Here is a 13,288-nt window from a genome sequence, read left to right as displayed (position 1 = left end):
CGCGCTCGGTGCCATGCCGGTCTGCGCAAATCGGGGCAGAGCCGCGCGTCGACTATTGAGCGTTGAGATAGGCGCGCGCGCTGAACACCGTGCGCAGGAGAATGCCGAGATCGAGCCAGAACGACCAATTGTCGATGTACCAGTGATCGAATGCGACACGCTTGGCCATTTTCTCGTCCGTGTCGGTCTCACCGCGCAGGCCGTTGACCTGAGCCCAGCCGGTGATGCCCGGCTTCACATTATGGCGCCGGGCATAGAGTGCGATCTTGCGTTGGAACGCGTGATCATGGGCGAGCGCATGCGGGCGCGGCCCAACCAGAGACATCTGACCGGCGATGACGTTCATGAGCTGCGGCAGCTCATCGAGATTGAAGCGGCGCAGCAAGCGGCCGATGCGCGTGATGCGCGGGTCGTTACGCGTCGCCTGACGAATGACGTCGCCGTCATCGGTCGTCGTCATCGTGCGGAACTTGAAGATCCTGAAGGGCTGCTGGTTGAAGCCGTAGCGCCGCTGCAGGAAGAACACCGGTCCGCGCGAGTCGAGCTTGATCAACCCGGCAATGATCAGCAGAACCGGCAACGCCAGAAGCAGGATGGTCGAAGCGGCAATGATGTCGAAGCCGCGCTTCGCGACGATCGCAGCGGTGGACAGCGCCGGGCGCGTCAGCCGCAGGCTGGCGAACGAGCCGATGCTCACGATATGGGGGCTGTCGAACCGATCCATGATCCGCTCGGGCGCGAGGTGGATCGCGACCGGCAGGTTCATGAAGGCATCGATGCAGGCATCGATCGTCTCCTGATCCGACCAGGGCAAGGCGATGAACACCGCGTCCGGCCGCATCTGCCGGCAGCGCCCTGCAGCGGTGACCAGATCGGCCTTGAGCGCGGCCATCGGATCGTTGATGCGGCGCGCGTCGTTGCTGTGCAGGAAAGCGACGTCGACGATGGCGAAGCCCATGTTCCAGGGTTGATGGCGCGAGACGAAGGACATCACGTCGGGTTCACGGCCGATCAGGAACACCCGCTCCGTGGTGATGCGGCCGGTCTTGCTGGCCACTGAAATGATGCGGGCAATGCCGGCACGCGCCAGAGTGATTAGCGGAATACCGGCCAGGTAGGTCACGAGCACGACGGCGCGTGAATAATGATCGACGATCTTGGCGAGGAACGCGACGGCGATGAAGGCCACCATCGTAATGTTCCAGACCGTGAAGGCCGAGGCCATCTGCCCCTTGGCAGAGAGATAATGGCTGAGCTGGTAGCGACCGCGCATCACATTGGTGAAGACGAAGACCGCCGCGATCATCATCGCCAGCTCGCGTGTGATCCTGACATCGCCGAAATGGCCGTAGGCCTGGAGGTGGTAGACCACGGAGGCGAGCGACACGATCGTCAGCACCACGACCGCGTCCGTCAGCGCCGTGACGAGACCGATCCAGTGCCGCCAGGCATTGGCGCGTTCGTCGGCAGCAGCCGCCGCATAGTTCAGATCGTTGACGCTCATCATCGCGGCAGGCTCTCCGGAGCCACAACGGCCTGACGGCCGGCGGCGAGCGCTCCGGAACGGAACAGGACGCTCCCTTCCAACTGCTCTCACGGCTGCGAGCGGCAAGCGCCATGCCGCTCGGTCACGCGCCGGAATGAGACGCCGAGAGCGGAGTTCGGCCGCGACACGAAGGGGCCAGGGAATCCGGCTGCAACGACCGACATGACGGCGTCCCGTTATGAGACAGCGCCAATCCCGTTCCGCAACTCCTCGGCAGCCGGTCTGATGGTAGTCAGGGTCAAGGGCTGTTCACCGTCCATCGGGCTTGGCGTGATCCACCGGCGTGAGCGGCCAAGACGGGAACCGAAAACGCCTCGAAATGAACGAGATCGTGACTGCCATTTCATTCTTCGACATGTCATCGCACACGCAGCCAACCGACCATCCCGACCATGCCCGCCGCGATATCGGCGGCATCGATGTGGCTGTGCTCGATCGCGCGCAGGCGCTCGCCGTGCTCGACACGGCCCTTGCCCGTCACCGCCAGGTGAAGCTCGCCTTCTGCAATGCGAACCTCGTCAACCTGGCCGCCGTGGACGCAAGGCTGCAGGCGCAGCTCAAGGATTTCCTGGTGCTTGCGGACGGAATCGGCGTCGATATCGGCTCCCGTCTTCTCTATGGCGCGTCCTTCCCCGCAAATCTCAATGGCACCGACTTCATTCCGGCCCTGCTCGCCGCGCAAAACCGTCCTCTCCGCGTGACGTTGCTGGGCGGACAGCCAGGTGTGGCCGAGCGCGCTGCGGCGCGCCTGACTCAGGATTACCCACGGCACGGCTTCACCGTGCTGAGCCACGGCTATTTTGCTCAGAGCGAAGAGGCCGGGCTTCTGGCGCAGCTGGCCCAAAGCCCGCCCGATCTCCTGCTCGTGGCCTTCGGAAATCCGCTTCAGGAACGCTGGATTGCAGAGAAGATCACGCTCCGGCACGCGACGATCGCAGCGGGTATTGGTGCGCTGTTCGATTTCGTGGCAGGCGAGGTCGAGCGCGCGCCAGACGTCCTGCGGCGTCTGCGGCTGGAATGGCTCTACCGCCTCCTGCTGGAGCCCCGCCGGCTGTGGCGGCGCTATGTGCTCGGCAACCCCGCGTTCCTGCTGCGGATGCTGCGCATCAGGTTCCAGCCCCGCGGTCCGACGCAATGAGCCTCAGCTACGCCATCGCGACGCCGAGCTATGCCGGGGACTTCGAACGCTGCCGGCTGCTCTGCGCCAGCATCGACCGTTTCGTCACCGGCCACACGGCCCATTACCTTCTGGTCGAGGATCGGGACGTCGCGCTGTTCAAGCCGCTGGAAGGTCCGCGACGGCGGGTGATCGCGGAAGCAGAGCTTCTGCCCTCCTGGCTGAAACCCCGGCCCGATCTCCTGAGGCTCGGACGTCGCCGGGTCTGGACGGGCCTCGGTGCCCTGCGGCGAGGTCTGCCGCCACTGCGCGGCTGGCACGCACAACAGCTGCGCAAGTTTGCCTTTCCGATGAAGAGCCACGAGGACGTGGTGATCTTCGCCGATTCCGACATGATGTTCCTGCGGCCCTTCGACGTCACGCGCCTCGGCCGGGACGGGACGGTCCGCCTCTACCGCAAGCCCGACGGCATCACCGGCGCCATGGCCCAGCATACCGACTGGTGCATGATGGCGGCCCGCCTGCTCGGACTGCCGGAACCAGCATTTCCCAGTCCCGACTACATCAACAATCTCGTCAGCTGGCGACGGGACGCCGTGCTGGCGATGATGACGCGCATCGAGGAGATAGCCGGGCGCAGCTGGGTCGAAGCGATCGCCACGCACCGGCAATTCTCGGAATACATGATCTACGGCTACTTCGTCGAACGCGTGCTCGGGCTCGAAGCCGCCGGCCACTGGCCGGACGAGCACGAGCTCTGCAAGGTTTACTGGTTTCCCGAAGATGTCGGCGAGCTGGCGACGTTGCGCAGCTTCGAGGACATCCTGGAACCGGGACAGGTCGCGGTCGGCGTGCAATCCTTCATCGGGCAGCCCGTCGAGCGCCTGAAGGAGCTGTTCGAAGCACAATAGTCCCGGTTCAGCGGGCCCGGCCAAGCAACCGATAGGTGACCGTGGCGGAGAGCAGATAGACTGCGCCGAAGACGGCGTTGAACCAGGGGGCCCAGGCCTCTTCCTGGCCGAAGCGAATCATCACCCAGGCGATCAGTGCCGCCTTGAGCGCGGTGATGGCGCAGAGCAGCGCGATACGCGAGCCGGTGCGCTCCCGCGCATAGAGCAACTCGGCGTGATACTCGACGAGGTTGCGGAAGGCAGGCACCGCGAACATCGGCAGGAAGAGATAGGCGGCCTCGGAGACGTTGCGACCGAGCGCGCCGGGAAACGGCATCAGCAGAATGACGATGGCGACCAGTCCGCCGATCGAGACCAACGCGATCGCGAGTTCGACCAGCATCTTGCGTCGCCAGCCGCCGCCGAGGCCGCGATCCTTCATGATCTTCTGGACCAGCATCTGGTTGAAGCTGCGCACCGGCATCGCGGTAAGATCGATGACGCGCATGGCGATGGCATAGAGCCCCGCGGTGCGTTCTCCCGCGAGCGCCAGCATCAGCAGCTTGTCGAGTTCGGATTGGACGTAGAACACGATGTCGGCCGCGCCCGCGAATACGGCATCGGCCATGCGGCGGGGATAGAGCGCCCTAACGAAACGCAGGCGCAGCGGCGGCAGAAACAGCGTCAGCGCGATCACCGCGGACAGGATCGTAGTGCCGAGATAGGCCCAGACCCAGGTTTCCAGGCTCGCATGGCCCAGACCATAGAAGGCAACCGCAGCAAGCGTGCGCAGCGAGGAGCCGATGATGACGAGCAGGGCGGACTGCCTGAAACGCCTCAGGCCGTTATTGATGATGGCGACGACCTCGACGAGGCGCCAGCCGAGCACCTCGGCGACGATGATCAGGGCGAAGGGAAGAAGATCCAGCCGCTCCCTGAACAAGGCGACATAGGCCAGGGCGGCAACTGCAGCGATCAGCGGCAGCGACAGGACGGCAAGCCCGCCAAAGCCGGCGAGATAGGCGCCGAGGAGACGCGGCTTGACCGTGGCGACGCGATAGACCGGCGAGACGAAGCCGAAAGCCAGCAACCGCGAGAGAATGAGTCCTGTCGAGGAGGCCGTCGCGAACAGGCCAAACTCACCAAGGGTCAACGTATTCGCAACGATGAGGAAATATACAAGAGAGATAATGAGACGACCGGCTGAGCCGCTCAGGATCGTAAGGTAGGCGGATATGGTGGCACGATCTGGCGACATGGAGTCCATTGCGGCGGCGGCGAGAGCTGGCTCGGGCCCTGCTCACGCCAAAATTGAGCCCGAACCTGGCTTAACGCAAAGGCATTGAGCGACCCTAAACGAAGCACGGGAAGCGCTGCCCCGCGCAGCTGCCTGAATCGGAACGGAACATGAGCCGCATCACCAGGCGCGACGCCCTGGCCGGAACTGCCGGCCTCGCCCTGGCGTGGCCGAGCGCCGGTCTCGCGCAGGTCGGCCGACCCGCCATTCCATTCGGCTCGGCCGCGCAGATCGAGCCCTTCCGCGCCGACCCGCGCTACCGCGAGGCTTTGAAGACCTATTGCAACGTCATCGTCCCGATGAACGACCTCAAATGGGAAGCGCTCCGGCATGACCGCTCCCGGTTCGACTTCTCCGGAGCCGACGAGCTGGTCGCCTTCGCACGCGGCAACAAGCAGGCCCTGCGCGGCCACGCCTTGCTCTGGGGCATGGCCTTGCCGCCCTGGGCCAAGGAGATGAGCACGAAGGCGGAAGCCGAGCGCGAGCTGATCAGCCATATCGAGACCGTCGTGGACCGCTACAAGGGCGTCATCGCGACCTGGGATGTGGTCAACGAGGTGATCGCCCACGATCCGACCCTCGAGGAGCCCTATCGCGACACGATCTGGCAGCGCCTGCTCGGCCCCGAACATATCGAGATCGCTTTCCGGACCGCGGCCCAGATCGATCCGGAGGCGCGGCTGGTGATCAACGACTATGATTTCGAGGATACCGATCCGCGCATCGTGAGGCGCCGCGCCGCGGCTCTCTCGATCATCCGGGACCTGCGCGACAAGGGCATCCCGGTCCATGGGCTCGGTATGCAGGCCCATCTGTACGGCGAACGCGCCATCGATACGGCCGGCTTGCAGCATTTCATGCAGGATCTCGGCACGCTCGGCGTCGATGTCGAGATTACCGAACTCGACGTGATCGATTGGAAGCTGCCGGCTGTATCGCGGGAGCGCGACAGCACCGCGGCAAACCTCGTTTCGACCTTCCTGAATGCGGTGGTCTCCGCGCGCCAGCCCAAGGCGATCGTCACCTGGGGCCTCAGCGACCGCTATTCATGGATCGGAGAGACCTTCGCGCGTAAGGATTCTGCCAAGGCCCGGCCACTCCCCCTCGATGAGGACTACAGGCCGAAGCCGATGATGAAGGTACTTGACCGTTATCGGCTGGGGACGAGCTGAGCGGTGTTGGTGAGTTCGATGTCCGCCGGGGTGACGACCATCATCATCCCGGGCCGGGCAGGTTTGAGTGAAGCGTAGCGTCATGTTCACGACCGAGACCGCCGATGGCGAGCTCAGCAGAACCGAACAGGCCGGCAGCCGCACGGAGCCGGCGGCCGGCGGAGCCGTGCCGTCAGCATTGGCGCGCCTGACCAACCCGGCCTGGCTCTTTCAGACGCTGTGGAGCCGAAAGGGACTGATCATAGCGGCGGCGCTGGCAGGCGCCCTCCTTGCCGCTCTGGCAAGCCTGTTCATTCCGCCGAAATACGTCTCGACCGCCCAGCTTTTCATCGATCCGCGCGATCTGCGCGTGCTGCAGAACGAAGTTTCGCCCAATGCGGTCGGCAGCGACCCGACCTCGCTTACGGCCTATCTCGAAAGCCAGGCGCGCATCATCGCCTCGGACAGCATCAAGGCGCGCGTCGTCAAGAGCGAGGGCCTCGACAAGGATCCGGAATTCGGCGGCGAGGCCCCCAAGAGCGGGCTGGGTCGGCTTCTCTCCGGCAGCAGCACCTCCTCTCGAGACGGCCTGCTCTACGCGCTCGCAGCGCTCGACAAGAACGTCACGGTCCGGCGTGGCGAGCGGACCTTCGTCATCGACATCTCGGTGACCTCGCGCGATCCCGAGAAGGCGGCGCGGATCGCCAATGCGCTTGCCACCGCCTATCTCGACGACCAGGCTTCCGTCCGTGCCGACGCTGCGCAACGCGCCACCGGCGCGCTGACCGGGCGCCTGGAGGAACTGCGCAACCGCCTGCGCATCGCCGAGGAGAAGGCAGAGAAATACAAGGAAGCCAACAGCCTCGTCGGTGCAGGCGGCAAGTCGATCGGCGAAGAACAGCTTGCGCTGAACAATGCCCAGCTCGTCGCCTTGCGCACCAGGGTCAGCGAAGCCAAGGCGAAATACGACCAGACGCTTGCGACGCGCGCCTCGAGCATCGAGGCCGGCGCCATACCCGAGGCGGTCGCCTCGAACACCATGACTGCACTCCGGTCCCAGTTGGGCGCGGCGCTCAGCAAGGAAGCCGATCTGCTGGCCTCGCTCGGCTCGCGTCACCCCGCGCTCGCCGCGGCGCAGGCTCAGGTGCGCGATGCGCGCCGGCAGATCAACGAGGAACTTGCCCGGATCGCGCGCGCCGCCAAGATCGAATACGACCGCGCCGTCGATGCCGAGAGGCAGATCGCGCGGCGCGTCGAGGAGCTGACCAGGCAGCAATACAGCGCCGGCCGCGCTTCGGTGCAGTTGCGCGAGCTCGAACGCGAGATCGAATCCTCGCGCGCCGTCTATGACGCCTTCCTGCGGCGGGCACGTGAGACCGGGGAACTGTCCGGTATCGACACGACCAATGCGCGCGTCATCAGCATGGCCATGCCGGCGCTCGAGAAGAGCGGCGTCAGCAGGCGCACCGTCGTCATGCTCGGAGGCATCGCCGGGGGCGGTCTGGGCGCGATCGCCGCACTCGGATTGGCGCTGTTTGGCGGCTCCCTGCCTGCGCCGCCTGCCGGGCTGCGCCGCTGGCCATTCCGCAATCGCCACGAGCCTGTTGCCGCTCAGGCATCGCCCCCGCCCGCTCCTGCCGATCCCGTCCCCGTGGTCGCTGCGGCCACGGAACCGCCTTCCCCTGATGCGGTCGCGGCCCCCGCCAGGACCGGATGGCGGCGTTTCATGGCGATTCAAGGCGGTCAACCAGCCCGTACTCCGGAGGTCGTGCGAGCCCCCGCAGCTCCCCCCTTGGCCTTGCTGGCAAAACTGCCTGCCGTGAGGCATCGACGCTGGCGGCGGGATGGCGAAGTGCGCTCGGTCTTTCAGGCCAAGGCTCATCTCGTCGACGTCATCGACAAGCCGAATGCCTCCTTCGCCCGGGCGATCCGCGGCATCCGAACCGAACTCGCCAGCCAGGGCAGTCCCAGTCGGCGGGTTTTCGTCGTCGGATTGCGCCGCAATGCCGGCGCCTCGACGCTGGCGCTCAACCTCGCGCTCGATGCCGCGCAGGCGGGGTTGCCGGCCATGCTGGTCGATGCCGGCCTCGGCGGAAACAGCCTGACATCGGTCTTCGCGCCGGACGCGCAGGCAGGAGTGCACGAGATCGTCTCCGGCAGCGCCAGCCTGATCCGTGCGGCGCTGCAGGACGAGGGCACCGGCCTGTTTTTCGTCCCGCGCAAGGGGCATCCGGAACTCGTCACAGCCGAACAGATCAGCCACGACTTCTTCAGCGCGGCCCGCCGCTTCGGGCCGGTCTTCATCGATGGTGCCTCGCTGGGTTCCGACGCTTTCACGGAGCGTTTTGCAGATGCGGTCGACGACATCGTGCTGGTCGTTCGCGAGGGTGAGGTCGGCGCGGGCGAACTCCAGCAGGCAAGTACGGCGCTGGGCCGGAACGCAGCCAAGATCCGCGGCTTCGTCAGCAACGAAGCCTGAGCGCCGCCGTCGCCATCGATCGCCAGACAGGACACCGTGATGAAGATCGCGCTTATCGGCACAGGATTCGTGGCCGATTACTACATGACCACGCTGGCCAACCATCCCGGGCTTCAGCTTGCCGGCGTCTATGATCGCTCGCCGGACCGCCTCCGGGCGTTCTGCGCCTTTCACGGCGCGAGGCCTTATGAGAGCCTGGAGGCTGTGCTCGCCGACTCGCAGGTCGACATCGTCGTCAACCTGACGACGCCCGAAAGCCATTACGAGATCACCAGGCAGGCGCTCGCCGCAGGCAAGCATGTCTATTGTGAAAAGCCGCTGGCCATGCAGCTCGAGCAGGCCAGCGAACTCGTCGCCCTTGCGGATGCCGCTGGATTGACGTTGGCCACCGCACCGGCGAACGGCCTCAGCGATGCTCATCGGCTGGTGAGAGATGCGCTCTCGCAGGGGGCCATCGGAACGCCGCGGCTGATCTATGCCGCCATGGAGGACGGTCCGGTCTTCCGGGGCAATTGGGCGACCTGGCGGTCGCGTTCCGGCGCACCATGGCCTGGCCTGCATGAGTTCGAGATCGGCTGCACGCTGGAGCATGCGGGCTACGCACTGTCCTGGCTCGTCTCGCTCTTCGGCGCGGTCGAAGCCCTGACCGCGTTCTCCGCGGTGACATTCCCGGACAAGGGGCCCGGCACCGAGACCATCACCATGGCCCCGGATTTCTCGGTCGGCTGCCTCACCTTTCGCTCCGGCCCCGTCGCCCGGTTGAGTTGTGGCCTGGCCGCACCCAAGGACCGCTCGCTGCAGATTCTCGGAGACAAGGGAACGATCACGGTCCGCGACCTTTGGGACAACCGATCCGCAATCCATCTCGAGCGCACGGATGCACCGCGCAGCCTCCCCCGCCTGCTGGCGAACCGCGTCGAGGCGCGGCTCGGCCGCTTCCTGCCCTGGAAGCCGGAGCCCGGCCGCAAACTCGCCTACCCCGCCGCCACGGGCCGGTCCGCGCTGCCGGCTTTCCCCTCGCAAATCGATTTCGCGCGCGGCATCGCCGACCAGGCAATCGCGATTGCGGCGAAGCAGAAGCCCGTCTTCTCGGGCGTGCTCGCACTCCACATCACCGAGCTTGCGCTGGCGTTGAACAATGCCCGCGACCTGCCGCAGCCCTATCGGATGCAGAGCCGTTTCTGATCAGAAGGTTTTGACTGGCGGCTGCGCCAGGACCGTCTCGATGATATTCAGTACGGCCGCGCTTTCGGTGAGCGGCATGGTTGCGCAGCCAGTCTCGCCGCTCCGAACGGCATCCATCACGGCACGGGCCTGGAACTGCAGTCCATTGCCGGCAAAGCTGTAGATCTCTCGGGTGCGTCCCGGCATCGGCAGGCGGTCGAGCAGCTTTCCGGCCGGTCCATTCCGGAGCCGTGGCCCTCGCCACGAGCTCCCAAGTGCCGCGGTGGTATAATGGGTCAGCCGCTGCGCCTTGAGGAAGGGCGCATCCAGACGGATCGCGCCTGCGGCCCCCTCGATCACGAACTGGTTTCCTCCATTGCGATCAAAGCCGCAGGAGAGCTCCGCCACCGCCTCCCGATAGTGCAGGACGATCTCGCAACGCCGGTCGACTCCACTGCGCGCCTCCAACCACCGACCTGTGACGCGCTCGGGACTGCCAAGCCAATGCAAGGCAAGCGAGACCGGATAGACTCCAAGGTCGAATGCCGAGCCTCCGCCCAGCGCGGGGTCGAAGAAGCGGCTGCCGGGGATGTCCTCGCGGACATAGGAGAGATCCGCCCGAATGCGCCGAACCTTGCCGATCCGCCCCGCCGCCACCTGCTCGCGCGCCGCCACCACGGCCGGCAGGAAGCGCGTCCACATCGCCTCCATCGCGAAGACGCGATGCGCCCGGCTCGCCTCGATCACGCTGTGAACATCGGCCGCGGTGAGGGCGATCGGCTTTTCGATCAAGACCGGCTTGCCGGCAGCAATACCCCGGAGGCCCTGTGCGACATGCAAGGCGTTCGGCGTCGCGATGTAGAGCGCATCGATGGCCGGATCGGCGAGAAGGGTCTCGGCATCGCCATAGGCGACGGTAGCGCCGAACTCGGCCGCAAAGGCTTGCGCCTTCTCCAACGCACGGGACTGGACCGCGCCGATCCGCGCGTCCGGCAGCAACGCGAGATCGGCCGCAAACTGCCGCGCGATCACGCCGGTTCCGATAATGCCCCAGCAAAAGCGCTCCGCTCCGATCGGAGCTGCATCACCGCTCGCCATGCCGCACGTCCTAGTTCTTGTCCGGCTTGCGGTACTGCTCGTTGCTGACGCCGAGCTCCGACATCAGGCGACCGAGCGCCACCTGCGCGTGATAGAGCCCGATCGTCGCCGAGCCGGTGCGCAAGCCGAGCGCGAGCCCGCGAAAGGGCGAGGCTGCGAGCAGCGCTAGACTCTTCGCCAGAACCCTGAGCCGCCCCCGCGCCGATGGATCGAGTCGACGCTCGATCGTGGCCGAGATCGCGCCGTTGCGCAGGCTGCGGGCCGCGATCCAGCTGAATTCCGTGCGGCGCCTCGGCATGGTCTCGCGCATCGCGGCGTCCTGGACCCACCAGAAACGGAAGCCGGCTTCCTTGCTGCGCCGGAAGAAGTCACTGTCGCCGCCGCCGGTGAAATCGAAGCTCTCGTCGAGAAAGGGAAAGCCAAGTGCCTCCAGCACCTCGCGCCGGATCAGGTAGTTGGCGCTCGAGAACAGGATCGGCACTTCGCCCGAGACAGCATAATGCGATCGAAAGACCGGGTGTGCGCTTAGCCAGGCTCGCGATTGATCGTCGAAGACCGGGGTCACCGAGCCGCCGAAGAGCTGGGCCGGCGCAGTTGCCGCAGCACGCAGAAAAGCGTCGAGCCACAGCGGCAGCGCCTCCTCGTCGTCATCGATGCCGAGGACCTGCTTCAGCGCGGGAAGGCGGGTCAGCCCGCAGCGCCAGGCGGCATTATAGGCCTTGCAGTTGCCCTGTCGCGGCTCGACGATGACATATCCCTTGAACAGCCCCGCAGCGTGAAGGGCACTCGCCCGCTCCGCGCCGGCGCGTTCGACGCCTTCGTTCTCGACGACGATGATCGCAAAATCATGCCCGCCTTGCTGCGCGGCCAGAGAGCGCAAAGTGCGCTCCAGCAGCTCCGGCCGCTTGAAGGTCGGCACGCAAATCACGCTTTCGACGCCTTGCAGCGCCGCCTCTGGCGAAGCTGCGACGATCTCGAAGGTCTCGGGTGCATCGAACCCGGGAATGGCGGGGCGTCGCGAGGCGCCTTCCAAATTGCCGGCGGAATGATGGAGGGGGTCAGCCATGGTGCCCCAGCATGCCACATCTCCGCTTAAGGTTCGGTGTCGGCGATCCTGCGCCGGCGCGCACACTCTCACACCTGATGTTCAGGATAGTTCGTCGCCGAACTTGACCCGACCGAACATCTGACGCCTCTCTCACGGCCATCCCTATCGTCAGGATCGGCCCCGTTGCGTCTTGCCTTCATCACCTCGCTGATCCCGGTTGCAAGGCCCGATACCGGCTTCGAGATCGCCAATGCCGCAATCCTCGATGCGCTGCGCTCCGCAGGGCACGAGGTCACCGCCTTCGGTTTCCTGCGCCCGGGCGAAGTGCCGGCCGACCCCTCTCAGGCCATGGTGATCGGCGCCGTCGATATCGAGAATGCGGTCGCGCCCGCCAGCCGCAAGCTGCAATGGCTCGGATATGCGCTCAGCCACGGCCTGCCTGTCGCCTGCGCCAAGCTGCGGCTCGCCGGAGCCGGCAAACTGGTCGAGGCAGTAAGGGCGCGCGGCCCTTTCGACGCGCTGATTCTCAACTCGGTGATGCTGCCTGGCGCCTTTCCGGAGCTGACCACGCTCGGGCCCTGCGTGCTGGTGGAACATAATATCGAGCATGTCTCCGCCCGGCAGAATGCAGCGCATGCCGGCACCGGGCTGATGAGTTGGCTCTATGCCCGCGAGGCCAGGTTGCTGGAAGCCGTCGAGACGCGCCTCTGGAACGAGGTGAGCTATATCTGGACGCTGGCCGAGGAGGACCGACGCGCACTCGGCCCTGCCGCAGGGAAGGCGGCGGTCCTGCCACTCGTCTCGGGCAGTGGCCCGCAGCCGGCCGCCATGGCGGAGCCGGTCGCACCGGCCTTCGACATCGGCATGATCGGAACCTGGACCTGGCAGCCGAACTTCATCGGTCTCGACTGGTTCTTGCGCGAGGTCGCTCCGCTCCTTCCGACCGATATCTCGGTTGCCGTCGCCGGACGCCTTCCGGTGGAGATGCCACCGGTCCCCGCCCAGGTGCGACTGATCGGGCGCATCGCTGACGCAAATACCTTCCTCCAATCCTGCCATGTGCTGGCCTTGTCGAGCCGCGCCGGAACCGGCGTGCAGCTGAAGACGATCGAGGCGATGCAGCTCGGCATGCCAGCCGTGGCGACGACACTCTCCTGTCGCGGCTTTACAGCCCTGCCGGCGAATTTCTCGCTCGCGGACGAGCCGGTGGCTTTTGCCCAGGCCCTGACCGAACGGGTGCGACGCGCGCGCGGGGGAAACCCGCAGCGCATCGATGGAGCGGCGTTCATGGCCATCCAGAGAGCTGCCCTGGCGAGCGCACTGGCCGCCGGGCTCGAGGCCGCGCGCCGCTAGGCTCAGGACCTATTAATTAGGAATGATCTGTGATTCACCGTCTCTGATGAGGAGGCGGTGATGGATGATTTGTTCCTGCTGAGCGAGCCGCAGATGGCGCGGATTTCGCCGTACTTTCCGCTGTCGCACGGGGTCGCACGGGTCG

10 protein-coding genes are annotated in these 13,288 nt (G+C 65.9%); 6 read left to right on the top strand and 4 right to left on the bottom strand.

Annotated elements, in window-relative coordinates:
- Positions 1 to 52: 52 nt before the first annotated feature.
- On the bottom strand, positions 53 to 1,507 hold the full coding sequence (locus tag AB4118_RS15215) for an undecaprenyl-phosphate glucose phosphotransferase (RefSeq protein WP_441490517.1): 1,455 nt from the start codon (positions 1,505 to 1,507) through the stop codon (positions 53 to 55).
- Between the two features lie 370 nt (positions 1,508 to 1,877).
- Here AB4118_RS15215 and AB4118_RS15210 point away from each other — a divergent pair, with 370 nt between their 5' ends.
- Both AB4118_RS15210 and AB4118_RS15205 read left to right on the top strand, forming a co-directional pair.
- Positions 1,878 to 2,684, top strand: a complete 807-nt coding sequence (locus AB4118_RS15210; RefSeq protein ID WP_441490516.1) for a WecB/TagA/CpsF family glycosyltransferase — start codon at positions 1,878 to 1,880, stop codon at positions 2,682 to 2,684.
- On the top strand, positions 2,681 to 3,574 hold the full coding sequence (locus AB4118_RS15205) for a DUF6492 family protein (protein WP_441490515.1): 894 nt from the start codon (positions 2,681 to 2,683) through the stop codon (positions 3,572 to 3,574). Before AB4118_RS15210 ends, AB4118_RS15205 begins: the two co-directional genes overlap by 4 nt.
- A 7-nt stretch (positions 3,575 to 3,581) precedes the next feature.
- On the opposite strand, the gene AB4118_RS15200 is transcribed toward AB4118_RS15205, so the two are convergent.
- Positions 3,582 to 4,706 (bottom strand): lipopolysaccharide biosynthesis protein, encoded by a 1,125-nt coding sequence (locus AB4118_RS15200; protein WP_441490514.1) that lies wholly within the window; start codon positions 4,704 to 4,706, stop codon positions 3,582 to 3,584.
- 254 nt (positions 4,707 to 4,960) lie between these two features.
- On the opposite strand from AB4118_RS15200, the gene AB4118_RS15195 reads away from it, so the two are divergent.
- The 3 genes from AB4118_RS15195 to AB4118_RS15185 all read left to right on the top strand — a co-directional run bounded on the left by AB4118_RS15195 (position 4,961) and on the right by AB4118_RS15185 (position 9,665).
- Positions 4,961 to 6,022, top strand: a complete 1,062-nt coding sequence (locus AB4118_RS15195) for an endo-1,4-beta-xylanase (protein WP_441490513.1) — start codon at positions 4,961 to 4,963, stop codon at positions 6,020 to 6,022.
- Positions 6,023 to 6,089: 67 nt separating this feature from the next.
- A complete protein-coding gene (locus tag AB4118_RS15190; protein ID WP_441490512.1) occupies positions 6,090 to 8,480 on the top strand; it encodes an exopolysaccharide transport family protein in 2,391 nt (796 codons plus the stop codon).
- A 39-nt stretch (positions 8,481 to 8,519) separates the two neighbouring features.
- Positions 8,520 to 9,665 carry a Gfo/Idh/MocA family protein gene (locus tag AB4118_RS15185; protein ID WP_441490511.1) on the top strand — a complete coding sequence of 382 codons (1,146 nt, stop codon included), beginning with the start codon at positions 8,520 to 8,522 and terminating at the stop codon, positions 9,663 to 9,665.
- Here AB4118_RS15185 and AB4118_RS15180 read toward each other — a convergent pair whose 3' ends face one another.
- Positions 9,666 to 10,742, bottom strand: a complete 1,077-nt coding sequence (locus AB4118_RS15180) for a Gfo/Idh/MocA family protein (protein ID WP_441490510.1) — start codon at positions 10,740 to 10,742, stop codon at positions 9,666 to 9,668.
- 10 nt (positions 10,743 to 10,752) lie between these two features.
- The gene (locus tag AB4118_RS15175) at positions 10,753 to 11,808 is read right to left on the bottom strand and encodes a glycosyltransferase family 2 protein (RefSeq protein WP_441490509.1); all 1,056 of its coding nucleotides are present in this window, start codon (positions 11,806 to 11,808) and stop codon (positions 10,753 to 10,755) included.
- A gap of 165 nt (positions 11,809 to 11,973) precedes the next feature.
- Between AB4118_RS15175 and AB4118_RS15170 the strand changes: the two genes are divergently transcribed.
- Positions 11,974 to 13,143, top strand: a complete 1,170-nt coding sequence (locus AB4118_RS15170) for a glycosyltransferase (protein WP_441490508.1) — start codon at positions 11,974 to 11,976, stop codon at positions 13,141 to 13,143.
- Positions 13,144 to 13,288 lie beyond the last annotated feature (145 nt).

This window comes from Allobosea sp. 2RAB26 (assembly GCF_052115465.1).
GTDB lineage: Bacteria > Pseudomonadota > Alphaproteobacteria > Rhizobiales > Beijerinckiaceae > Allobosea.
The sequence above is the reverse complement of the archived record's forward strand: the minus strand, read 5'-3'. Positions and strand labels throughout refer to the sequence as shown.